This is a genomic window from Croceicoccus sp. BE223 (genome assembly GCF_031457155.1).
Taxonomy (GTDB): Bacteria; Pseudomonadota; Alphaproteobacteria; order Sphingomonadales; family Sphingomonadaceae; genus Croceicoccus.
This window is the reverse complement of the sequence record NZ_JAVDWB010000005.1, coordinates 86,177-109,134: the sequence shown is the minus strand read 5'-3', so window position 1 is coordinate 109,134 and position 22,958 is coordinate 86,177. Positions and strand designations below refer to the sequence as shown.

General features: G+C 66.3%; 18 protein-coding genes and 2 tRNA genes. 12 read left to right on the top strand and 8 right to left on the bottom strand.

What is annotated here, in order from left to right; genetic code table 11:
- Window positions 1-40: 40 nt before the first annotated feature.
- The 3 genes from J2X37_RS11450 to J2X37_RS11440 all read right to left on the bottom strand — a co-directional run bounded on the left by J2X37_RS11450 (window position 41) and on the right by J2X37_RS11440 (window position 2,012).
- The gene (locus tag J2X37_RS11450; protein WP_310021302.1) at window positions 41-562 is read right to left on the bottom strand and encodes an AHH domain-containing protein; all 522 of its coding nucleotides are present in this window, start codon (window positions 560-562) and stop codon (window positions 41-43) included.
- 40 nt (window positions 563-602) lie between these two features.
- The gene (locus tag J2X37_RS11445) at window positions 603-1,346 is read right to left on the bottom strand and encodes a hypothetical protein (protein WP_310021300.1); all 744 of its coding nucleotides are present in this window, start codon (window positions 1,344-1,346) and stop codon (window positions 603-605) included.
- 177 nt (window positions 1,347-1,523) lie between these two features.
- Entirely contained in the window at window positions 1,524-2,012 is a 489-nt protein-coding gene (locus J2X37_RS11440; protein WP_310021299.1) for an NAD(P)H-dependent oxidoreductase, read from the bottom strand.
- Window positions 2,013-2,110: 98 nt separating this feature from the next.
- On the opposite strand from J2X37_RS11440, the gene recJ reads away from it, so the two are divergent.
- The 11 genes from recJ (at window position 2,111) to phoB (ending at window position 13,230) form a co-directional block, all read left to right on the top strand.
- Window positions 2,111-3,904, top strand: a complete 1,794-nt coding sequence (gene recJ, locus J2X37_RS11435; RefSeq protein ID WP_310021297.1) for a single-stranded-DNA-specific exonuclease RecJ — start codon at window positions 2,111-2,113, stop codon at window positions 3,902-3,904.
- 92 nt (window positions 3,905-3,996) lie between these two features.
- Window positions 3,997-4,071 (top strand) — tRNA-Glu (locus tag J2X37_RS11430).
- A 30-nt stretch (window positions 4,072-4,101) separates the two neighbouring features.
- Window positions 4,102-4,176, top strand: a tRNA-Glu gene (locus J2X37_RS11425).
- A gap of 133 nt (window positions 4,177-4,309) precedes the next feature.
- Window positions 4,310-5,512 carry an ATP-binding protein gene (locus tag J2X37_RS11420; RefSeq protein WP_310021295.1) on the top strand — a complete coding sequence of 401 codons (1,203 nt, stop codon included), beginning with the start codon at window positions 4,310-4,312 and terminating at the stop codon, window positions 5,510-5,512.
- Window positions 5,513-5,663: 151 nt separating this feature from the next.
- Window positions 5,664-7,028, top strand: coding sequence for a porin (locus J2X37_RS11415; RefSeq protein ID WP_310021293.1), 1,365 nt, complete (start codon window positions 5,664-5,666; stop codon window positions 7,026-7,028).
- A gap of 154 nt (window positions 7,029-7,182) precedes the next feature.
- Window positions 7,183-8,229 carry a substrate-binding domain-containing protein gene (locus tag J2X37_RS11410; RefSeq protein WP_310021291.1) on the top strand — a complete coding sequence of 349 codons (1,047 nt, stop codon included), beginning with the start codon at window positions 7,183-7,185 and terminating at the stop codon, window positions 8,227-8,229.
- A 24-nt stretch (window positions 8,230-8,253) separates the two neighbouring features.
- Window positions 8,254-9,645 carry a phosphate ABC transporter permease subunit PstC gene (gene pstC / locus J2X37_RS11405; protein ID WP_310021289.1) on the top strand — a complete coding sequence of 464 codons (1,392 nt, stop codon included), beginning with the start codon at window positions 8,254-8,256 and terminating at the stop codon, window positions 9,643-9,645.
- 4 nt (window positions 9,646-9,649) lie between these two features.
- Complete coding sequence (pstA, locus tag J2X37_RS11400; RefSeq protein ID WP_404979619.1) at window positions 9,650-10,921, top strand: phosphate ABC transporter permease PstA; 1,272 nt, start codon at window positions 9,650-9,652, stop codon at window positions 10,919-10,921.
- Window positions 10,922-10,930: 9 nt separating this feature from the next.
- On the top strand, window positions 10,931-11,740 hold the full coding sequence (gene pstB, locus J2X37_RS11395; protein ID WP_310021287.1) for a phosphate ABC transporter ATP-binding protein PstB: 810 nt from the start codon (window positions 10,931-10,933) through the stop codon (window positions 11,738-11,740).
- Window positions 11,737-12,417 carry a phosphate signaling complex protein PhoU gene (gene phoU, locus J2X37_RS11390; RefSeq protein ID WP_310021284.1) on the top strand — a complete coding sequence of 227 codons (681 nt, stop codon included), beginning with the start codon at window positions 11,737-11,739 and terminating at the stop codon, window positions 12,415-12,417. The genes pstB and phoU overlap by 4 nt, the downstream gene beginning before the upstream one ends.
- Window positions 12,418-12,501: 84 nt before the next feature.
- Complete coding sequence (gene phoB / locus J2X37_RS11385) at window positions 12,502-13,230, top strand: phosphate regulon transcriptional regulator PhoB (protein WP_310021281.1); 729 nt, start codon at window positions 12,502-12,504, stop codon at window positions 13,228-13,230.
- A 21-nt stretch (window positions 13,231-13,251) separates the two neighbouring features.
- Here phoB and J2X37_RS11380 read toward each other — a convergent pair whose 3' ends face one another.
- From J2X37_RS11380 to J2X37_RS11360, 5 genes are all read right to left on the bottom strand, one after another.
- On the bottom strand, window positions 13,252-14,607 hold the full coding sequence (locus tag J2X37_RS11380) for an MFS transporter (protein WP_310021279.1): 1,356 nt from the start codon (window positions 14,605-14,607) through the stop codon (window positions 13,252-13,254).
- Window positions 14,608-14,690: 83 nt separating this feature from the next.
- On the bottom strand, window positions 14,691-15,449 hold the full coding sequence (locus tag J2X37_RS11375; protein ID WP_310021277.1) for an extensin family protein: 759 nt from the start codon (window positions 15,447-15,449) through the stop codon (window positions 14,691-14,693).
- Window positions 15,450-15,451: 2 nt separating this feature from the next.
- On the bottom strand, window positions 15,452-19,066 hold the full coding sequence (locus J2X37_RS11370) for an error-prone DNA polymerase (protein WP_310021275.1): 3,615 nt from the start codon (window positions 19,064-19,066) through the stop codon (window positions 15,452-15,454).
- 16 nt (window positions 19,067-19,082) lie between these two features.
- Window positions 19,083-20,561, bottom strand: coding sequence for a UdgX family uracil-DNA binding protein (locus J2X37_RS11365; RefSeq protein WP_310021273.1), 1,479 nt, complete (start codon window positions 20,559-20,561; stop codon window positions 19,083-19,085).
- Window positions 20,558-21,811 carry a putative DNA modification/repair radical SAM protein gene (locus tag J2X37_RS11360; RefSeq protein WP_310021271.1) on the bottom strand — a complete coding sequence of 418 codons (1,254 nt, stop codon included), beginning with the start codon at window positions 21,809-21,811 and terminating at the stop codon, window positions 20,558-20,560. Before J2X37_RS11360 ends, J2X37_RS11365 begins: the two co-directional genes overlap by 4 nt.
- A gap of 180 nt (window positions 21,812-21,991) precedes the next feature.
- Here J2X37_RS11360 and J2X37_RS11355 point away from each other — a divergent pair, with 180 nt between their 5' ends.
- Window positions 21,992-22,867, top strand: coding sequence for an alpha/beta hydrolase (locus J2X37_RS11355; RefSeq protein ID WP_310021269.1), 876 nt, complete (start codon window positions 21,992-21,994; stop codon window positions 22,865-22,867).
- Window positions 22,868-22,958 lie beyond the last annotated feature (91 nt).

Genomic DNA, 22,958 nt, shown 5'->3' with positions numbered 1-22,958 from the left:
GCGCGGCGGGAACCCGCCGCGCCCGCCCCGTTTCACCCCTTCAGACGGTCGCACCCCAAAGCTGTTCGGCCATCGCGTCGAGCGAGGAATAGTCAACCCCACGCCCGATCGGATCGCGCCGGCTGAGGGTCAGCCGGCTCCTGCCCTCTCTCTCGATCCTGCGCGCCAGGCCGCGCTGGACGAGCTGTAGGCGCGACAAGGCGGCAGTGCGGGCTTGCAGCTCGTCCCGGCTTCGTGTTCGCGACCACTCCATTTCGACTGCGCCGACCCTTTCGAACACCAGCTCGTTGTAGATCTTGTGCGGCCCGCGATGCAGCGGCAGCCCCTCGTCGAAAGCAATGACTTCGCTGCCGGGCAGCAGGACGCCGTTGCTGTCGAAATCGTCGAGCGACAGCCCCGCAGAGCCGATCGAAGTGATCATCGATGCAAGGCAACGACGCGACATCAGTTGCCGCGGAAGCAGATGGTGCTTCTGCCAGCCCTTGCGAAAGTTGACGCTTCCCGTTCTGTTAACCGCCGAGAACCGGCGTATCCCCCGGTGGCGGGGATAAATCTGCGACATTCACCCGTACCCTTAGGCACCCGGTCATCAGCCATAAACTTTAAGCAAAGGGTGAAGGCGCAAGGTTAATAAAGTCACCGGCGGGCTCTATCGCAAAGGTACCGTACCCCTCGATCTCGACGACTTCGGCTTCGTGTACAGTACCGTGCCGGACAAGGTGATCGATCATGCGAATGGCGATGCGGGCGCGGTCCGCACTGGCTTGGCCGGGCGCGGCGAGGACGCGCAATTCCTGCCCGATGATCAGGTTCAATCCGCGCGAGACCATGTTGCCCTCTTCGTCGAGGGCCATCGATGTCAGGCCCAGCGCCGGAAATGGGCCGCCGGCCAGCCAGTGGCGGACCGTCCTTCCAAAGTATCCGCTGCCCATGGCGCTGTCCGCCGCAGCCCAGCCGATGGCGACGCAACCCGGCATGGCGGCCAGCGCCAGCGCGACCCGACAGGCCGCGCGGATCACCGCCATCGGCGCTTCATCGCCCACGTCCGGCAGGGACGGTGCCAGCCGTACAGCAGAAGCTCCCTCGAAAAGGTGATCCGGCGCGTCGAAGCGCATTGCCGGAACGCTTCCCGCATCCCCGACCGGGGCAGGCGAGATCGCAAAATCCAGACCATCGGCGATCAGCCCGATGTCCGCCGTCGCGCCATCGCCGACGATCACGAGATCCGCATCGCGCACCGCTTCGGACATATCCGGTATCCCGGCCGAGTCAGGCGCAAACCACGCGGTAAAACGAAACCGGCCCGACCGATCCGTGTCGATGCCGGATGCAGCGATGTCAGACATGATGCCGATGTCCCGTCCCGTTTCAGCGGATTCTTGCAAGCCCCCAATCATTGGTCGAGTCCCCAGCCGACGAACCTAATCCAGATCCGATGCAATTGCGGTGTCCCCGTCCGCATCACCTCGGCATGGCGGCGCCCACCCCCCCGAATGGGCGCGCGCCATGGCAAAGAGCAGAAATCAGAAAACGCCCATTGCCAACCCCTGCCCCATCGCCTGCCCCAGATCGAAGCAGTCGCGCGCCGATTTCACCTGTAACGATTTGGGACGCAATATCTCTTCTGGCGTTTGCGCCGCGAAATTGACAATCAGCGGATCCGCCACGCGGCGCAGGCGCCAGCCGGTGGCGATCCGGTCGATTTGCCGCGTCGCGCCCTCCCCATCGGAGCCTGCCGCGATCGCCGTGGCGTAGGCCCGGCCCTCGATCCGCCCGAGAACCGGATAATAGCACCGGTCGAAGAATTCCTTCATCGCGCCCGACACCGTCGCCAGGTTCTCCGGGCAGACGAAGACGTAACCCTGCGTTGCCAGCAGGTCTTCGGGCCATGCCTCCTCGCAAGGCAGGATCCGGCCGTCGTCCCCCGCGCCCGCCTTGATGGCATCCGCCATCTGGCGAGCGCCCCCCGTTCGCGAGTGCCAGATGATCAGCAGGGGGGCCGGACGTGTCATGGCGCGCCAGCATAGTCCCAATGCGCGGCGGGGGAAAAGCTGGGGGCCGCGTCCCGCATCGGGTTTTACCCGGCAAAGCGCGGTTGTAGGCTGAAAGGATGGCAACGCTTCCCCTGCATGATGAAATCGACGGTCTGGCCTGCGGCGTGGCGCGTTCGCTTTCGGGAAAGGCGTGGCGCTGGCGTGGCGGCAACATGGCGTTGGGCGCGGGCGGTGCGGGCGGCGATCTCGTGACACAGCTTCTCACCGCGCGGGGCGTGGCGGTCGACGACATCGAACGGCACCGCAACCCGACCCTGCGGGCTTTTCTTCCCGATCCCTCGATCTTCCACGACATGGATAAGGCCGCCGAGCGGCTCGCAAAGGCGGTCCGCGCGAACGAGCGGATCACGATCTACGGCGACTACGACGTCGACGGCGCGACCAGCAGCGCGCTGCTGATCCGGCTGCTGTGCGACCTCGGCGCGGACCCGGCGCACTACATTCCCGATCGCCTGCTCGAAGGCTACGGCCCTTCGGGCGAGGCGCTGGTCCGGCTGGGGCAGGAAGGCAGCAGCCTGATCGTCACCGTCGATTGCGGCGCGATGGCGCACGAAGCGCTGCAGATGGCGCACGATGCCGGCATCGACGTCATCGTCGTCGATCATCACAAGTGTGCGGCGCAAAACCCTGTCGCCACCGCGCTGGTCAATCCCAACCGCCTCGATTCGACCGATGAGGCGGCATCGTATGGTCACCTGGCCGCGGTCGGGGTCGCATTCCTGCTCGCCATCGCGCTTGTCCGAAACTTGCGAGCGGCGGGGCATTTTGCCGAACGGGCAGAGCCGGACCTGATGGGCCTGCTCGATCTCGTCGCGCTCGGCACGGTGGCCGATGTCGCCGCGCTTCACGGCCTCAACCGCGCCTTCGTGGCGCAGGGGCTGAAGGTCATGGCGCGTCGCCGCAACGCCGGGCTCAACGCGCTGATCGACGCGAGCCGGCTGAAACGCGCGCCGCAGTGCAGCGATCTCGGCTTCGCGCTCGGCCCGCGTATCAACGCTGGCGGGCGGGTCGGGGAATCGACGCTCGGCGTCCGGCTGCTGACCGGCAGCGCGGAAGAGGACGTGCGCGACATCGCCGCCCGTCTCGACGTGCTCAACGAAGAGCGCCGCGCGATCGAGGCGGAAGTCCAGGCCGCGGCGGAGGAGCAGGTCGGCGGCCAGCACAACCGCTCGGTCCTCGTGCTTTCGGGCCGGAGCTGGCACCCCGGCGTGATCGGCATCGTCGCCGGCCGCATCAAGGAGAAGACCGGCAAGCCCGCCATCGTCATCGCGGTGGACGAACAGGGCGAAGGCAAGGGATCGGGACGGTCGCTGTCGGGCGTCGATCTTGGCGCGGCGGTCATCGCGGCGCGCGAAACCGGCTTGCTGGAGCGTGGCGGCGGGCACGCGATGGCGGCGGGCCTCACCATTGCGGAGGGCCGGATCGATGCCTTCGCCGATTGGCTCGACGAGCGGCTCGCGCGCGACGTCGAGCGGGCGCGCGCGGGTCAGGCGACGCTGATCGACGTATCGGTCGCGCCCGGCGGCCTACATCCGGACCTGGTAGCGGATCTCGAAGCGGCGGGCCCCTACGGTGTCGGCTGGCCCGCGCCGCGCGTTGCGGTCGGCCCGGTGCGTCTGGTCAAGGCGGATGTCGTCGGGACCGGCCATGTCCGGGTCATCGCCAGCGGCAACGACGGCGCCCGGTTCAAGGGGATCGCCTTCCGCGCGGCGGAATCGGATATGGGCCAGGCCCTGCTCCACGCGTCGCAGGGACGCCGCCTGTGGCTGGCTGGACGGGCGAAGGTGGACGACTGGGGGCAGGTGCCCGCCGCCGAACTGCATATCGAAGACGCCGCCTTCCTCGACTGATGCGGGCGGCTTGCACGGAATTGTCGCGAAAGGTGATTTCCGGCCTTGACCGCCTGCGAAGTGCCCCGTAAGTGCGCGGGCCTGCACCGCGTGGCCCCTTCGTCTAGCGGTTAGGACGCGGCCCTTTCACGGCTGAAACACGGGTTCGATTCCCGTAGGGGTCACCACGGTGCAGCACTCGCCTTACCATTGGCGACGGCCCCTTCGTCTAGCGGTCAGGACGCGGCCCTCTCACGGCTGAAACACGGGTTCGATTCCCGTAGGGGTCACCATCCTCCTCACATGACAGATATATGACACTGGCGCCTCGCCCAAGGTCGCCTTATGGCCCCACGCTGTGGAACGGACGGACCTGATTCATCGCGCCCATCGCTGCCGCTTGCGCACCCCACGGGTGCCTTGCTGATGCGCAACTCCGTCCCCTATGCCGGACTGGCGCTGGCCGTGGCGGGCGCAGTCGTCATGCTGGTCACGACCGGCGAATTCGTCCTGTCGCTCGGCGTGCTGGTGGTCTGGGTCGGCTCGCTGTTCCTGTCGCGCCCTGCGCCGGACAATGCCCGGCCGCGCGACGATGGCCGACACATTGCCGAACACCGCGTGCGCGAATTGATCGAGCCGCTCGGCCTCCCCTATCTGGTCATGGAGAACCGGCGCATTACCATCGCCAACCGGGCGGCGCGCGACGTTCTCGGCAGCCACGTCGTCGGGCAGGACGCCCGCGTCGCTCTGCGCCATCCCGAAGCGGTGCGCCTGATGGACAGCGGCGAGGAAGGCAGCGCAGTGGTTCGCGGCCTCACCGGCCATCGCAGCGTATGGGACGTGGCGCTGCGCCGGATCGACAATTCCAAGACGATGATCGAACTGGTCAACCGCACGGCAGAGGCAGACATCAGCCGCGCGCACACCGATTTCGTCGCCAATGCGAGTCACGAACTGCGCACGCCCCTCGCCTCGATCATCGGCTACGTAGAAACGCTGATCGATGCCGACACCGACGATCATGCTCCGCCGATGAAGGAGGAGACGCGGCTGCGTTTCCTCGAAACCATCGCCCGCGAAGGCAAGCGGCTGCAGGCCCTGGTCGAGGACCTGATGAGCCTGTCGCGGATCGAGGCGGAAAAGCACGATCTCCCGGCTCTCGTCCTCGATCTCGGCAGCAGCATGGAGAGCGCGATCTCGGCGATGCAGTCGCTTCACGGCAAGGACCGCATCATCCTCGAACGCGCGCAAGTGCCGATGCCGATCAGAGGAGACGAGCAGCAGGTCCACCAGCTTGCCCGCAACCTGATCGAGAACGCGCTGAAATACGGATCGGCCAGCGAACCGGTGCGCGTTTCGGTGCAGCGCAACGGCGACATGTTCGAGTTTCGGGTCAGGGACAGCGGCGAAGGTATCGCCCCCGAACACCTCCCGATGCTGACGCGCCGCTTCTATCGCACCGATCCGGGCCGCAGCCGGGCGGTCGGCGGAACCGGCCTTGGCCTCGCCATCGTCAAGCACATCGTCGAACGCCATCGCGGCCGGCTGGAGATCGAGAGCCAGCTTGGCCAGGGAACGACGGTCACCGTTCGCCTGCCCCGCCATGTCGAGCAGACGACATTGGCCTGAGGCTGGACAAGATTGTCACATGGTCGGTGCCGATTTGCGCGCTTTCCACAAGGAATGCGGCGACGGCCGCGCATCTGTAACAAAACTGTCACCTTGCGGTCATACGGGCGTCGTTGTTCGGATAGAGAATTGTAACAAAGGCCCGAGAGTCATGAGGACCACTTACGTTTCGGCGATCGCGTTGATGGCCGCCGCCGGTATCGCTACCCCGGCGAACGCCCAGGATGCCGCCGAAGTGCAGGCGCAGCTGCAGGAGATGCGCGCGCAGATGCAGGCGATGGCCGCCAAGATCGATTCGCTGGAAAGCCAGCTTGCCGCTGCCAACGCCAAGGCAGACACCGCCGCACAGACCTCGACCACCGCCCTCGCCGCGGCCGAGGCGGCCAAGAGCGACACCAAGGTCAGCTGGAAGGGCGCCCCCCAGTTCGAGGGCAAGGGTTTCACCTTCAAGCCGCGCGGCCGCATGCAGTATGACATCGGCTACCTCGGCGCGCCCGACGGCTACGTCAACGACGCCACCGGCTTCGGCAGCGAACTGCGCCGCGCCTATCTCGGTTTCGAGGGCACCATCCCCGGCGGGTTCGGCTATCGCGCCGAAATCAACGTCGCGGACCAGAAGCTGGAGGTCACCGACCTCTACGTCACCTACGAAGCCGGCAAGTCGGTCAAGCTGACGCTCGGCCAGCAGAAGCCGTTCTGGGGCCTCGAGGAACTGACCAGCGACCTCTTCCCCTCGTTCACCGAACGCGCCGCGCTCAACACCGCCTTCGGCTACGAACGCAAGGTCGGCCTGACCGCTGCCGTCACGCAGGGCGACGTGATCGCCCAGGCCGGCGTCTTCACCGACAACATCGACGACCTCACCGACGACGGCAACAGCGAGCTGACCTACAGCGGCCGCCTCGTTTTCGCGCCGAAGCTCGGCGATAGCCAGCTGCACCTGGGTGCCAACGTCAACATGCGCGACATCAATGCGGACAAGGGCGTGAACTATCGGGTCCGCCCTTTCATCCACACGCCCGACGTGCGCTTCATCGCGACCGGCAACATGACGGTGGACAAGGAACTCGGCTACGGCCTCGAAGCCGGCTACATCAACGGCCCCTTCCACGTTGCCGGTGAAACGCACTGGCAGAAGGCCTCGCGCATCGGATTCGACGACCCGACTTTCTTCGGCAGCTATGCCGAGGTCGGCTATTTCCTGACCAAGGGTGACACCCGCGGCTACAAGAACGGCACCTTCGACCGCATCAAGCCGGCCAACGGCGTCGACAAGGGCGGGATCGGCGCGATCCAGGTGAACCTGCGCTACGACTACCTCGATCTCAACGATGCCGGCATCGTCGGTGGCAAGCAGGATGGGTACGAAGCCTCGCTGATCTGGACGCCGACGGACTACATGCGTTTCATCGTGAACTACGGCCGCATGAACTACACCGACGCGGTTGCGCTCCCAAATGGCGATCGTTCCTACGGAGTCGATGCCTTCGGCGCCCGCGCCCAGATCGACTTCTGATCGCCCGATTCTTTCATCGGAAACGAAGTCTCCGTCTCAACAGACTGATTTATAAGGATTATCGATCTTTGACCGATCGCCTGTGGACTGTCATATGCTTGTCATGACAGCCCCATAGAGCGCCCGGCGAGACCCAAAGAAGGACACAGTTCCCATGCGCTTTACCAAGACCATCGTCGTTGCCGCGCTCGCCAGCGCTGCGCTCTCGGCCTGCGGCGGCGAAACCGCCTCGGCTTCGCGCGACCAGATCAAGGCCGTCGGCTCGTCGACCGTCTATCCCTTCGCCAAGGCGGCGGCAGAGGAATTCGCCCGCTCGTTCTCGGGCCAGTACAAGTCGCCGATCGTCGAATCGACCGGCACCGGCGGCGGCATCAAGCTGTTCTGCGCGGGCGTCGGCACCCAGCACCCCGACATCGTCAACGCCTCGCGCCGCCTGAAGGCGAGCGAGTTCGAGGATTGCCAGAAGAACGGCGTCACCGAGATCGTCGAGATCGAAGTCGGCAAGGACGGCATCGCCATCGCCGAATCGAAGGAAGGGCCGGAATTCGGCCTGACCGTCGCGCAGCTTTACGAAGCGGTCGCCAAGAACCCCTACGGCAAACCCAACACCGCCAAGACCTGGAGCGACATCGATCCCTCGCTGCCGAACGAACCGATCCTGATCTACGGCCCGCCGGCCACTTCGGGCACGCGCGACGCGTTCGAGGAGCTGATCATGACCGCCGGCTGCAAGACCGACGCGGCGACCAAGGCACTGAAGGACACCGACGAGGACAAGTACGACGCGATCTGCACCGAAGTCCGCACCGACGGCCCATACGTCGAGCAGGGCGAGAACGACAACCTCATCGTCCAGAAGCTCGCCTCGAACCCGCAGGCCGTCGGCGTTTTCGGTTATTCCTTCCTTGAAGAGAACGCTGACAAGCTGCGCGGCCTGAAGATCGACAACGTCGATCCGAACTACGACAACATCGCGAACAACTCGTACCCCGGCGCCCGCTCGCTCTACCTCTATGTCAAGAAGGCGCACCTCGACGCGGTGCCCGGCCTGCGCGAGTACATCTCGACTTGGGTGAGCAATTGGGGCAAGGGCGGCCTGTTCACGTCGAACGGCATGATCGCCTCGACCGACGATGTCGCGGCCAAGAACGCGGACGTGGTCAAGAACATGACCGTGCTCGATGCCTCGGTTCTGAAATAAGTCGGACCTAACTGCTCAGGAACTATGTCGCCAGCCATCTTCGTCCTCCTAGCCATCGGCCTCGGTCTGGTCGGTTGGCTGGCCGCTCGTTCCCGCGCCTGGGCCTTCGCCACTTCCGGTGGCGAGGGCCGGGTGCGTCTGCACTCCCTTCCCTCCTACCACGGCTGGTATGTCGCCCTCTGGGCCTTCATCCCGGCGATCGTCTTCGTGGCGATCTGGAACGTGGTCAGCCCGCAATTGGTGATGCAGGCGGTTCTGTCCGATCCGGCCGCCGCCAGCCTGCCCGAATTCGGCATCGGGCGTGACACGATCCTGTCCGAGGCGCTCGGCGTCGCACGCGGCAGCGCCAATGCGGTGTTCAACCCGGCCGCACAGGCGCTGGTCGAACCGGCCCGCGCGGCGATGCAGCGCATGGCGATCATCGGCGCGGTCATCACCGTGCTGGTCGGCTTTGCCGGCGGCGTCTTCGCCTTCCTGCGCCTGCGTCCCGATTTCACCGCCCGCACCCGGGTGGAACGCACGGTCATGCTGATTTTGCTGCTCGCTTCGCTCGTCGCCATCCTGACGACGTTCGGCATCGTCGCCTCCCTGCTGTTCGAAACGATCCGCTTCTTCGGCATGGTCAACCCGATCGACTTCCTATTCGGAACGCACTGGTCGCCGAATCCGATGGGCGATGTCGCCCAGACGAACGGAGAGGACTATGGCGCGCTGCCGCTGTTCTGGGGCACGATCTACATCGGCGCGATCATCGCCATGATCGTCGCGATCCCGCTCGGGCTGATGAGCGCGATCTACCTGACGCAGTATGCCGCACCGTCGGTGCGCAAGTGGATGAAGCCGATGCTGGAGATCCTGGCCGGCGTCCCGACCGTGGTCTACGGCTACTTCGCGGCGCTGACCGTCGCCCCGTTCATCCGAGACGTCGCGAAGTCGATCGGCATCGCCAGCGCCAGCAGCGAAAGCGCGATTGCCGCCGGCCTGGTTATGGGCGTGATGATCATCCCCTTCGTCTCATCGATGGCCGACGATTCGATCGCCGCGGTCCCCGCCGCGATGCGCGACGGCAGTCTGGCGATGGGCGCGACCAAGTCCGAAACGATCCGCCGCGTCCTGGTGCCCGCCGCCCTGCCCGGTATTGTCGCCGGCATCATGCTCGCCGTCAGCCGCGCCATCGGCGAGACGATGATCGTCGTCATGGCCGCGGGTGCGTCCGCGAACCTCACCGCCAATCCCTTTGAATCGATGACCACGGTGACCTACCAGATCGTCGCGATGCTGACCGGCGAAGGCAGCTTCGACCACCCCGCCACCCTGTCCGCCTTCGCGCTGGGCATGGTGCTGTTCGTCGTGACGCTCGCGCTGAACTTCATCGCGCTGCGCGTCGTCAAACGGTACCGCGAGGCTTATGAGTGATCCGATGAGCGAGACCATGCCCCTCGACGAAGCGGAAATCCGTGCCGCCCACAAGCAGCGCATCGCCGCGCGGTTGAAGGAACGCTACGCCGCCGAACGCCGTTTCAAGGCGCTCGCGTTCATGGCGGTCGCCTTCTCGGCGCTCGTCCTTGCCTTCCTGCTGGTGACGATGACCGCCAACGGCATCGCCGGCTTCACCCGCGCCGAATTGAAGGTGCCGGTCGATTTCGGCGGCGCGGGCCTCACCGTCACGCCCGAACGTCTTTCCCAGCCCGGCGCGGAAGGCGCGCTCGAATCGGCGGGCCTGCCGGACGTGCTGCAGTTCGCCGCGACCGAGGCCTATGGCCCCAAGGTCGCCGAACAGCTGAACGCCAGCGCATGGCGCGATCTCGCCCGGCAGATCGTCGACGATCCGGACATGATCGCCGGTTCGACGACCGTTTCGGTGCCGGTGAGCGATGACCTCGCCGCCGCGCTGCGCGGAGACGGCGATCGGGACCTGCGTGGACTGGCCGCCGAACTTAGCGAACGAGGTGTGCTGGTACGCGCCTTCGACACCGGCTTCCTCGAACGCGCCGACGCGACCGATCCGCAGGAAGCGGGCATCTGGGGCGCGCTCAAGGGTTCGCTGCTGACGATGCTGGTGACGCTGGTCCTTGCCTTTCCCATCGGCGTTCTGGCCGCCGTCTACCTCGAGGAATATGCCGCGCGGAACAAGTGGACCGACATCATCGAGGTGTCGATCAACAACCTCGCCGCGGTGCCGTCGATCATCTTCGGCCTGCTCGGCCTCGCGGTGTTCCTGACGATCTTTCCCAATTACCGCTCGGCCCCGCTGATCGGCGGCATGACGCTGGCGCTGATGACGATGCCGGTCATCGTCATTTCGGGGCGCAACGCGATCAAGTCGGTGCCGCCCTCGATCCGGGACGGGGCGCTCGCCATCGGCGCTTCGCCAGTGCAGGTCGTGTTCCACCATGTCCTGCCGCTGGCCCTGCCCGGTATCCTGACCGGCACGATCATCGGCATGGCCCGCGCGCTGGGCGAGACGGCGCCGCTGCTGATGATCGGCATGCGCGCCTTCGTCGCGACGCCGCCCGACGGCTTCACGTCGCCGGCGAGCGTGCTGCCGGTGCAGATCTTCCTGTGGTCGGACGAGATCGACCGCGGTTTTGTCGAACGCACCAGCGCGGCGATCATCGTGCTGCTGCTGTTCCTGCTGGTCATGAACGGCCTGGCGATCTATCTGCGCAATCGGTTCGAAAGGCGCTGGTAAAGGATGAAAATGAACAATCCGGAACTGACAGACGTGGCCAGCCCGGCATTCGCCGACGCCGGCTCCGCCAAGATCAGCGCCAACAAGGTGTCGGTCTACTATGGTGAGAAGAAGGCGATCGACGAAGTGTCGATCGACATCCACACCAAGTACGTGACCGCCTTCATCGGCCCGTCGGGCTGCGGCAAGTCGACGTTCCTGCGTACCCTCAACCGCATGAACGACACGATTCCGTCGGCCCGCGTCGATGGCGAGATCCTGCTCGACGGCGAGGACATCTACACCTCCGGCATGGACGTCGTGCAGTTGCGCGCCCGTGTCGGCATGGTGTTCCAGAAGCCGAATCCCTTCCCGAAGTCGATCTACGAGAACATCGCCTACGGCCCGCGCATCCACGGCATCGCCGAAAGCAAGAACGATCTCGACGGCATCGTCGAACGCTCTCTGCGCCGTGCCGGCCTGTGGGAAGAAGTGAAGGACCGCCTCTCGGATTCCGGGACGGCGCTTTCGGGCGGTCAGCAGCAGCGCCTGTGCATCGCCCGGGCCATCGCGGTCGATCCCGAAGTGATCCTGATGGACGAGCCCTGCTCGGCACTGGACCCGATCGCCACGGCGCGGATCGAGGAGCTGATCGACGAACTGCGCGGCCGCTATGCCATCGTGATCGTCACCCACTCGATGCAGCAGGCCGCGCGCGTGTCCCAGCGGACCGCGTTCTTCCACCTCGGCAACCTGGTCGAATACGGCCGGACGAGCGATATCTTCACCAATCCGCGCGAAGAACGCACCAAGGATTACATCACGGGACGCTACGGGTGAGCATGGAACATACCGTCAAGGCCTTCGAGGAGGACATCACCCGGCTGCGCGGCCTCATCGCCGAAATGGGCGGACTGGCCGAGCTGTCCGTCGTCGAATCGCTCGAGGCGATCGTCAACGGTGACGAGGATCTCGCAGAGAAGGTCATCGCCCGCGACAAGGAGATCGACGCGCTGGAAATGGAAGTGGACCGGCTCGCCGTCCGCATCATCGCCCTGCGCGCGCCGATGGCCGACGACTTGCGCGAAGTCATCGCGGCGCTAAAGATCGCGGGCGTCGTCGAACGCATCGGCGACTATTCCAAGAACATCGCCAAGCGCATCAATAAGATCGAGGGCCGCCGCAAGTTCGAGCCGCTGACCCTGATCCCGGCCATGGGCGAAGTCGCGGCGGAAATGGTGCACAACGTGCTCACCGCCTATGCCGCGCGCGACCCGCAGCTTGCCCGCGAGGTCATCGCCCGCGACGCGACGGTCGATGCCTTCTACGACAGCATCTTTCGCAATCTCGTCACCTACATGGTCGAGAATCCGGCCACGATCGGCTCGGCGGCGCAGCTTCTTTTCGTTGCCCGCAATGTCGAGCGCGTCGGCGACCATGCGACCAACGTCGCCGAAATGGTCTACTATTCGGCGACCGGCCAGTATCCGCCCGATCGCGAGGAGCACAATTCCTGAGGCAGCGACGCGACGGCCACGCAGCCGTCGCATCACTGTCATAACGGGGTAACATTGAGCGTGTGAAGGCAAGATCAGACAGGCTTGATCCGAAACGAAAGGCTGCTCAACTTGCCCTCTCCCCGCCCCTCGCCCCGGTTGCTCCTCGTCGAAGACGACACCGCCCTCGCCGAACTGTTGCAATACCGGTTCGAGGCCGAGGGCTACGAGGTCGTCGCCACCCCCGACGGGGACGAGGCGCTGCTGCTGGCCGCCGAACAGGCACCCGATCTCGTCATCCTCGACTGGATGGTCGAGGGCACCAGCGGCATCGAGATCTGCCGCCGGCTGCGCCGCGACAAGGAGACGGCACACGTTCCCATCGTCATGCTGACCGCGCGCGGCAACGAGGACGATCGCATCCGCGGGCTCGAGACCGGTGCCGACGACTATGTCACCAAGCCGTTTTCCCCGCGCGAACTGATTGCCCGCGTGTCCGCCGTGCTGCGCCGGGTGCGCCCCGCGCTCGCGGGCGAAGTGCTCGAAGTGGGCGACATCGCGCTCGACGTGACCAGCCATCGCGTCACCCGCCGCGGCCAGTCGCTGCAATTGGGGCCCACAGAGTTCCGCCTGCTCAAGTTCTTCATGGAGCACCCAGGCCGGGTGTTCAGCCGCGGCCAGTTGCTCGATGCGGTCTGGGGCACCGAAAGCGACATCGAACTGCGCACCGTCGACGTGCATATCCGCCGCCTGCGCAAGGGCATCACCAGCGACGGAGCCAGCGACCCGGTCCGCACCGTGCGGTCGGCGGGCTACTCGTTCGAAACGGTCTGACCGCCAGACCCCCACGCGAGGTCAGTTTTCAACGGGCGCCATTCCGGCACCGTGGGCGATGTCGTGTTCGACCTTCGCCTCCTCTGCCGGGGACTTGGGCGGCAGGCGGATGAACCAGATGAACGCCGCGCCGAGCGCGAAGACGGCGGCGATGACGAAGAACATCGTTTCCGGCGCGCTGCCGCCCGTCGTCTTCGCGGCGACCCAGGCGCCGAGCGGTCGGCCGAAATTGGCGATCGCCATGTAGATGGTGAACTGCGTCGCCGCGACGGCCGGCGAACAGAGCTGCATCGCGATCGGGATCAGCGCGATGGCCAGCAGGATGCCGAGAAATTCGTTGATCCAGATGACCGTGGTCATGAACGAGGACTGCGCCCACTGGCCGGGCGAAAGGCCGATGACGAGCAGCAGGACGACGAACAGCGGCAGCAGCAGCCCGACCGAACGCTGCGGGCCGATCCTGCCGATCAGCCATCCGCCCAGCACCAGCCCGAATAGGGCCGAGGCGAGCTGCGCGGCGGAATTGACGTTGGTGTAATCGGACGTGCTCCACCCGGTAACGGTCGAGGTGAGGATCGGATAATACACCTCGTTCGCCCCGGCCGGCATCGCCCGCATCAGCAGGTAGGGCAAGATCATGAGGCTGGAGATGCCGAGGATCGCCTTGAAGCTCTGCCGGATCAGCGGCCACCACGCCTCGACCTGGATGTCGAGATTGCGCGGATGGGCAACCCCGGCGCTCCACGGCACGCGCTTTTCGCCGCGCCGTTCGCGCACGATGACGACGTAGGTGGTGACGAGCGCCAGCACCGCCGCGCTCAGCAGATAGGCGCTGGCGATGCCGCGGCCCTGGATCAGCCAACCGTTCACCGCCGTCGAGGCCGCCATGCCCAGCGCCTGCGCCCCGAACATGATCCCGCCCGATCGCGCCTGCTCCTCGTCGGTCATGATGTCGACGACCAGTCCGTCGATGGCGACATCCTGAAACGTCGTCGCGGCGGAAATCACGAAGGCCAGCGCCGAGAGGAGGAAGACGTCGGTGCCGCCGGGGGCCAGCAACGCTCCGGCCAGCATGCCGCCGATCATCACTACCTGCGCGCCGATGATCCAGATGCGCCGCCGCCCCATTGGCAGGTAAGTGTAGCGATCCATGATGAAGCCGTTCACCAGCTTCAGCGACCACGGCAGCGACGTCATGCCGATCACCGCGGCGATATCGCCGGGGGTCGCCCCCGCCCCGGCCATGTAGGCGGGAATGGCAAGGTAAAAGAGGCCGAGCGGGATGCCCTGGCAGAAATAGAAGAGGAAGACCGTCAATTGCCGCAGGAGGCTGCTCTCCACCAGAACCGCGCGGGTTCCTCCTGCCGTCGATGCCATCGGATGCCTGCCCTTCCCGTGCCGTAAGCCTGCGGTCTAGGCCATGCGATGGGCCCTGCCAAGGAGCATGCAAGGAGGCGGCTTCAGCGGCAGAACCCGCCGATCCCGCGTTGCGCCTGATCGAGGTGAAGGTGATCGGCGTGGAGCGCGTTGTAGTCCGGCGAAAGGGTCGTGCCGAAAACGTCGCAGGCCCCGTCGCGCACGGCGCGCAGGAAACGCGCCTCTGCCTCGTCGCCCTGCCAGTCGCGCAGGACCGATATGCGCCGCCCGTCGGCCAGCACGAAGCCGGCTATGTCGATCGCGTTACCCGTCGCGTGTTCGCTCCAGCGCCCTTCGCTGGCGTTGTTGACCCAGCGGCAACTGGCCGTGCCGATCTGTTCGATGCGGACCACTTCGCTGCCGAGGATGGCATCGGCGGCGGGTTGCACCCGGTGGTCGAGCCACCAGGCGAGCCCCGCGTGAACCCCGCATGTGGCCGCCGCCCGCGCGGGCGAGAAGGCAAGGCCGGGCACGGCATCGGCGGCAGGCAGAACGCGATCGGCGCGAAGGCATGCACCCTCGCCCTCGGCCTCAAATCGGTCGAACGCCACGCCGGAGCGTTCGAGCACCGCGCGGCAGGCCTGCGCATCGCCGCGCAGCGCCGCCAGCTTGCCCGGCGTCGCCCAGCCCTCCGCCTGTTGCAGGACCAGCGGTGCGCGCGGATCGTGCTGGGGATGGCGGGCCAGCCAGTCGAGCGCATAGAGCGCCGCGCCGCCGATCACGAAGAGCGCGACCAGCCAGTAGTCGAGGCGAAAGGCGCGGGCGGGAAGCGGGGCGAACGACTTGAGGGCGGAGCGAGGCATCGTCAGTGAAAGTCGCGAGACTTCGGAAGTATCCTGCGCGCGTCTTTCGGCCTGATCGGATCCTTGGGTATCACGCGCACGTCGCGCGGATGGCGGCCCTGGAACCCGCACTCGCGGTTGCCCGACGGCGGCGGCTCCCACGGGTCGAGCGGGCCGAGGACCGATGGATCGGATTGTCCCCGATCGGGCAGGGCCCCGTCAGGGGCGGAAACGTAGGGATCGTCCACCCCTTCTCTCAGGTTGTCCCGCGGGTTGAACTTTCCCGGCAGCGGGCTGGCGACGTGATCGGCGCGGGCCAGGGTCATCGGCAGCATGTCTTCCGACAGCATGTCGAGCCGGTGAGTCGCATCCTCCATGTGCGCGACGATGACGTGGATCACCTCGTCGTCGTATTCGACGCGGCCCCGTACCTCCATCAGCCGCGCGCCCATGACGACCTTGCGGTATTTCTCCTTCAGGTGCGGCCAGACGACGAGGTTGATGACCCCGGTCTCGTCCTCCAGCGTGATGAAGCACACGCCCTTGGCGCTGCCGGGCCGCTGGCGGATCAGCACCACGCCCGACACCTGCACCATCGAGCGGAACTTGCGCCCGCGCAGGTCCGCCGCCCGCACGAAGCCGCGTTCGGCCAGATGCGCGCGCAGGAACGCCATCGGATGCGCCTTCAACGACAGGCGCGTGGTCTGGTAATCGGCGACGACTTCCTCGGACAGGGGCATCGACGGCAGGCGCGCGGGCGCCCGCTCCGCCCCCTCGTCCCGCGCTCTGGCGTGGTCGAACAGCGGCAGCGGCGGGGCCGCGACAAGGCTGCGCGCATCCCACAGCGCCTGCCTGCGCGACAGGCGGAGCGAACCGAAGGCGTCGGCGCTGGCAAGCCGCTCGACATGGGCGGCGGGGATGCGGCTGCGTTCGCGCACCTGCGTCACGTCGGCAAAGGGTCCGCCGGCATCGCGCGCGTCGATCAGCATGGCGGCAACGTGTTCGGGCAAGCCGTCGATCATCCTGAGACCGAGGCGCAGCGTCACCCGCTCGCCCGGCAGCGGCTCCAGCGTGCAATCCCATGCGCTGTGGTTGACGTCGGCGCCGCGCACCTCGACCCCGTGCTCCACCGCGTCGCGCACGATCTGCGCCGGGGCGTAGAACCCCATCGGCTGCGAGTTGAGCAAGGCACAGGCGAAGGCGGCCGGGTAATGGCATTTCAGCCAGCTCGACACGTAGACGAGGTGCGCGAAACTGGCGGCGTGGCTTTCGGGAAAGCCGTATTCGCCAAAACCCCGGATCTGGTTGAAGCAGCGCTGCGCGAAGTCGCGGTCATAGCCCCGCGCGACCATGCGCTCGACCATCATGTCCTGCAGTTCGTCGACCATGCCCCGGCTGCGGAAGGTCGCCATCGCCTTGCGCAGCCGGTTCGCTTCCACGCTGGAAAATTTCGCCGCATCCAGCGCGATCTTCATCGCCTGCTCCTGAAAGATCGGCACGCCGAGCGTGCGGCCAAGGATGCTGGAAAGCTCGTCGGGCGGGCCGTGATCGGGGCCGGGCGCGGGAATTTCCACCTTCTCCGCGCCACGCCGGCGCTTGAGATAGGGGTGTACCATGTCGCCCTGAATCGGACCGGGGCGCACGATGGCGACCTGGATGACGAGATCGTAGAATTCGCGCGGGCGCAGGCGGGGCAGCATGTTCATCTGCGCCCGGCTCTCCACCTGGAACACGCCGAGCGAATCCCCGCGCCGGAGCATGGCGTACGTTTCCGGATCCTCGCGCGGGACGGTGGCCAGCGTCATGCGCCCATCGGCACCTTGATGGCCGTGGTGATCGGCGACGAGGTCGAGGCACTTGCGCACGCAGGTCAGCATGCCGAGCGCCAGCACGTCGACCTTGAGGATGCCCAGCGCCTCGATATCGTCCTTGTCCCACTCGATGAAACTGCGGTCCGGCATCGCGCCGTTGCCGATCGGCACGGTTTCCGTAAGCGCGCCTTCGGTGAGGATGAATCCGCCGACATGCTGCGACAGATGTCGTGGCATGCCAATCATTTGCTGGGTAATGGCGAGAACGCGCCTGAGGTGTGGATCGGTCACGTCCATGCCGGTCTCGGCGGCGTGCCGCTCCCCAATCTCGCGTCCCCACCCGCCCCAGACGGTGCCGGCCAGCGCGGCGGTCGCATCCTCGGACAGGCCCATCGCCTTGCCCACCTCGCGGATCGCCATGCGCGGTCGATAGTGGATGACCGTGGCGCACAGGCCGGCGCGGTGGCGGCCATAGCGTTGATAAATGTGCTGGATCACCTCCTCGCGCCGTTCGTGTTCGAAATCGACGTCGATGTCGGGCGGCTCCTTGCGCTCCTCGGAAATGAAGCGGTCGAACAGCAGGGCGTGCTGGGCCGGATCTACGGCGGTGATCTCGAGGCAGTAGCACACCGCCGAATTGGCCGCGCTGCCCCGCCCCTGGCACAGGATCGGCGGATCGACGCCCCGCGCGAAATCGACGATGTCCTTGATGGTAAGGAAGTAGCGGGCAAGGTCCAGCTTGCCGATCAGCGCCAGCTCGCGTTCGATCGTCGTGCAAACAGTGTCCGGCAAGCCATTGGGATAGCGTGATTTAGCGCCTTCCCACGTCAGCGCCTCCAGGTGCTGCTGCGGGGTACGGCCGGCGGGGTAGATCTCTTCCGGATATTCGTAGCGCAGTTCCTCCAGGTTGAAGCGGCAGGCGTCGGCGACCTCGCGCGCGGCCCGGATCGCATGGGGCCAGCGGGCGAAGAGGCGGCACATCTCGGCGGGCGGTTTCAGATGCCGTTCGGCATTGGCGTGGAGCAGGTGCCCGGCCTTGGCCACTGTCGTCTTGTGCCGGATTGCGGTCATCACGTCCTGCAACGGGCGGCGGTCGGGCGCGTGGTAATGCACGTCGTTGGTGGCGAGCAGCGCCAGCCCGTGCGCGCGGGCCAACGCGTCGAGCCGGTCGATCCGCGCCACGTCGTCACCGGTGTAGAGATGGCTCGCCGCGAGATGGCCGAGCGCGGGAATGTCGCGCACCAGGTGCGGCAGCAGGTCGGGGAAAGGCAGGCAGGCCTCGACCCGCTCCGCCTCTCCGCCGCCCAGCGGCACGACATTGCCCGGCACCTTCACCGAAAAACGCGCATCGAGATCGCGTGGCGGCAGCAGGATGAGGTGCACGCCCTCGTCATGCGCGGCCAGCATGGCGAGGTCGATGTCGCACACGCCCTTGTCTTGCCACCCGCCGTCCAGCGTCTGCATCCGCCCCTGGCTGATCAGGCGGCAGAGGCGACCATAGGCGGCGCGGTCGGTGGGATAGGCGAGGAAGGCCAGCCCCTCCACCGTCTCGATCCGGGTGCCGATGACCGGGCGCAGCTTCAGCGTCTGCGCTTCGGTATGGACCCGCACCACGCCGGCGAAGGTATTGGCGTCGGCGATCCCGATGGCGTCGTAGCCCAGCGACCGGGCCGTGAGCACCAGGTCCACCGCATCCGACGCGCCGCGCAGGAAGGAGAAACAGGAGACGAGGCCGAGTTCGACGAAAGGCGCGCGCAAAGGCGCGTCGATCAGGTCCGGATCAAGATCGATCCGGCGCTTTTCGGGCGTGAGCGGTCCTTCTGGCACGGATCACCTCGGCGGCTCACGCCAGCTGCGCAAGCCGCGCGGCAACGGCGGCCAGGTCGCGCGCGAAAAGCCGCTCCTGCTCCTCCCGACCCGCGCCGTCGAGCCGGAGGAGATAGGACGGGTGGGAGGTGACCCACAGTTCGCTACCGTCTTCGAGGGGAATGGGCTCGCCCCGCACCTTGCTGATTGACACTGTCCTGCCCAGCAGGCCGCGCGCCGCGCTCGCCCCCATCGCCAGCACCAGCCTGGGCCGGACGATCATGCGTTCGCTCTCCACCCACCAGCGGCAGACGTCGATCTCCTTCGCACTGGGGTTCTGGTGCAGCCGGCGTTTGCCCCGCTGGACATACTTGAAGTGCTTCACTGCATTGGTGACATAGGCCGCGCCGCGGTCGATCCCTGCCTGCGCCAGATGGACGTCGAGCAACTGCCCCGCCGGACCGACGAAGGGCCGACCCTGCAGGTCCTCCTGGTCGCCCGGCTGTTCGCCGACGATCATCAGTCCCGAGAACCCCTGCGCCGCATCCTGCGGCCCCTCGCCCATCACCGCGGTGTTGTGCAATTCGCCGATGGGGCAGCGGGCACAGGCGTGGATCGCCTTGTCGATGGCGGCCAGCGTCTGCGGTCGTTCGCCCATGTCCAGCGCGCCCTTCGCCACCATCGCCGCCTCTCGCGCCTGCGCCCCGGCGATCAGTTCGGGGATGAGCTGCGCCTCGGGCATGTTCTTCCAGTACTTGCGCGGCATTTCCTTCAGCATCGCGCCGATCTTGAGCCGGGCCGGATTGAAGATGGAGGCATAGTAGCTGCGCCACAGGTCCTCTGCCGGATCGCCGCCGGGCGCATCGGCGCGGGTGGCCGGCGGCCCCTCGCGCAGCGTCTCGCCATCCCAGTGCAGGCTGCCGCGCGGGGTCAGGATCGACCAGCGCATGTTAGCGAAGCGGCGGGTGAAGAACCCCGCATTGTGGCGCAGGATGTGATGGAACGGTTCGAACCAGGCGACGTAATGCTCGCTACCGTCTTCCTCCTCCACCACGCGAAAGCGGACGAAGGCGCGCATCTTGTGGATGTCGCGCCGCACCTCGCGCGCCATGTCGGCCATCGCCCGCACATCGGGATCGGCGGCATCCTCGATCAGCCGAGGCCCGATCGAACCGTTCTGGGCCTGGAGCCGCCAGAGCACGCGGTAAAGCAGGGAAAAGCGTGCAGGATCAGAGTTCAGCAGGACAGTCCTGGCAATCTCCATGAACCGCTTGGAAACGCGCGGCGGTTGCGCGTCCTTGCCGGGCACCGGCAGACGGCGATCGCCGTGACTGAACAGGTCGCCCGCGCTGCCTCCCGGCTCGGTCCAGGCCACGCGGTCGGGCGGCACGTCGGCCATCAGCAGGCGACGGGCATGGTCGCGCCATTCCTCGAAATCGTCCGAGGCGGCCAAAGGCACGACGTAGTAGGTGCCGAGCCGGACATGCTGGAGCCCTAGAGCACTTTGGCCAGTCATGCCGCGAACAGTTCCAGCTGCTCCGCCGCCGCGCTCGCCGGGGCGATGAGCGATTTCAGATCGGCCCGGTCGGTCAACAGAACCGGCCGCCAGTCGGCAGTCACGATGAACGGCTGCACCTTCTTTACCGACACCGTCAGCTTCGCCACGTCCTCGAGCCGCAGCCGCCGGTGCCGCCGCGCCGAAAGGATCTGCCCCACCGCCCGCGTGCCCAGCCCCGGCACGCGCAGCAGCGCTTCCTTCGGCGCGCGGTTCACGTCGACGGGAAAGGTTTCGCGGAATTTCAGCGCCCAGGCCAGCTTGGGATCGATGTCGAGCGGCAGCATGCCGTCCGTCCCCGCCGCCTGCGCCACCTCGTGCGGGGCAAAGCCGTAGAAGCGCATCAGCCAGTCCGACTGGTAGAGCCGGTGTTCGCGGATCAGCGGCGGGCGCTTCAGCGGCAGCACCGCGCTGGCATCGGGAATCGGGCTGAACGCGCTGTAATACACGCGGCGCAGCCGGTGCCGGGCATAGAGCGAGCTGGCCCGGGTCACGATATCGGCATCGCTAGCGCTGTCCGCGCCGACGATCATCTGCGTCGATTGCCCGGCGGGCGCGAACTTCGGCGCGTGGCGGAACCGCTTCTTCGCGTCCTTCGCCTCGACGATGGCGGTCTTCATGCCCGCCATCGCGCCGTCGATCTGCCCCGCGTTCTTGTCGGGCGCGAGGCGGTTCAGCCCGGCGTCGGTGGGCAGTTCGACGTTGATCGAGACGCGATCGGCATAGAGCCCGGCGCGGTGGACGATTTCCGGGTCGGCCTCGGGAATGGTCTTGAGGTGGATGTAGCCGCGAAAGTCGTGCTCCTCGCGCAGGATGCGCGCGGTTTCGACCAGCATCTCCATCGTGTGGTCCGACGACCGGATGATGCCCGAGGACAAAAACAGCCCCTCGATATAGTTGCGCTTGTAGAAGGTCAGCGTCAGGTCCGCGACCTCCTGCGGCGTGAAGCGCGCCCGTTCGACGTTCGAACTTTTGCGGTTCACGCAGTAATGGCAATCGAACACGCAGTGGTTGGTCAGCAGCAGCTTGAGCAGCGAAATGCACCGCCCGTCCGGCGCATAGGCATGGCAGATGCCCATCCCCTCGGTCGATCCGATGCCCTTGCCGCCGCGGCTGTCGCGCTTGCTCGTGCCCGATGACGCGCAGGAGGCATCATACTTCGCCGCATCGGCGAGAATCTTGAGCCGGTCGAGGATCGGTTTTTCCGCCATTTGTTCTTTCTATGTTCTTATCGGATCATTGCCAATATCCTTTGTGAATCAGCTGGTCGAACAAGCAATGCGGGCAGTCGCATCGGATGGAAACCATCGTGGGTCAGCGCGTTATCGGGTCATCTCGCGCCGCAACCGGCGTCTTCCGAAACGAAGGGCCCAAGGCCGGAAAGATTTTCCATGACCATGATCGACACTCGCGACGGAACCCGGCTCTATGCCAAGGAGTGGGGGCCTCGACACGGCCGACCCGTCGTCCTCATCCACGGATGGCCGCTTTCCGCCGACAGCTGGGATCCGCAGATGAACGCGCTGGCCGATGCGGGCTACCGCGTCGTAGCCTACGACCGGCGCGGCTTCGGCCGCAGCGACCAGCCGGGCAGCGGCAACGATTACGACACGTATGCGGACGACCTTGCCGACGTGATGGCGGCAAAGCAGTTGCAGGCCGACGTTGCCCTCGTCGGCTTCTCGATGGGCGGGGGCGAGATTGCGCGCTACATGTCGCGCCACGGCGGCAAGAGCGTCAGCCGGGCGGTCTTCGTCAGTTCGGTCGCCGGCTATCTGCTCAAGGGCCCCGACAATCCGGATGGCGTGCCGCAGGCGACCTTCGACGACATGACCGCCGCGATGAAGAAGGATCACCGCAAGTTCTTCACCGGCTTCTTCAAGGACTTCTACGGCGTCGGCATGCTGTCGCACCCGGTCAGCGACGAGCAGCTACACTGGGCCTGGCGCACCGCCATGCAGGCGGGCTTGCGCAACATTCTGCAAGCGGCGGAAGCCTTTGCGACGACCGATTTCCGCCCCGACCTCGACCATGTGAAGGTGCCGTCGCTGGTCATCCACGGCACCGCGGACAAGACCGTGCCGATCGAGGCGACGGGTCATGTGGTGGCGAAGAAGGTGCCCGGTGCCAGGCTGATCGAATACGACGGCGAACCGCACGCGGTCTTCGCGACGCAGCAGGACCGGTTGACGCAGGACCTGCTCGACTTTCTCGGCGAAGGGGTTGGTGCCTCCAACGCTCGTGAGGAAAAGGCCGAACCGGCCTGATCGATCGGCGCACGTGGGGACGGATCCGAAAGATCCGTCCCCTTTCGCTACAACTCGCGGTTTTCTGCGGTTTGCGCTTGGCTGTTAACCA